The organism is Paraburkholderia xenovorans (assembly GCF_046030735.1).
Taxonomy (GTDB): Bacteria; Pseudomonadota; Gammaproteobacteria; order Burkholderiales; family Burkholderiaceae; genus Paraburkholderia; species Paraburkholderia xenovorans_A.
In genome coordinates this window covers 1-240 of record NZ_JAQQBV010000136.1, presented here as the reverse complement: position 1 = coordinate 240, position 240 = coordinate 1, and the positions used below count along the sequence as shown (strand labels likewise).

Annotated in this window: 1 pseudogene; it reads right to left on the bottom strand. The window is 60.8% G+C overall.

Annotated features, from left to right (window positions below):
• Positions 1 to 16: 16 nt before the first annotated feature.
• Positions 17 to 240, bottom strand: a pseudogene (locus PQQ51_RS34450) (hypothetical protein); the annotation flags it as partial.

Sequence of the window (240 nt, the reverse complement as noted above, 5' to 3'; positions counted from 1 at the left end):
GTTTTCCGATGCCTTGTCACTTGCGCTCGCGGGCACGCGCAATCGCGTCAGCCGCGATAGTCTGCGGCGTCTCCAGAACTACGCCACCATCCCATTCCAGCGTGACGGACGCGCCACAGGAACCACAGGTAGAAGCCGCACCGTCGTGCGAGTCACCGTCGAGGTGTTGGTCGCCTCGCTTACCGCATTCGGCGCACTTATACACGTACAGGACCTTACTCATATCGCCCCCTGTTTTCC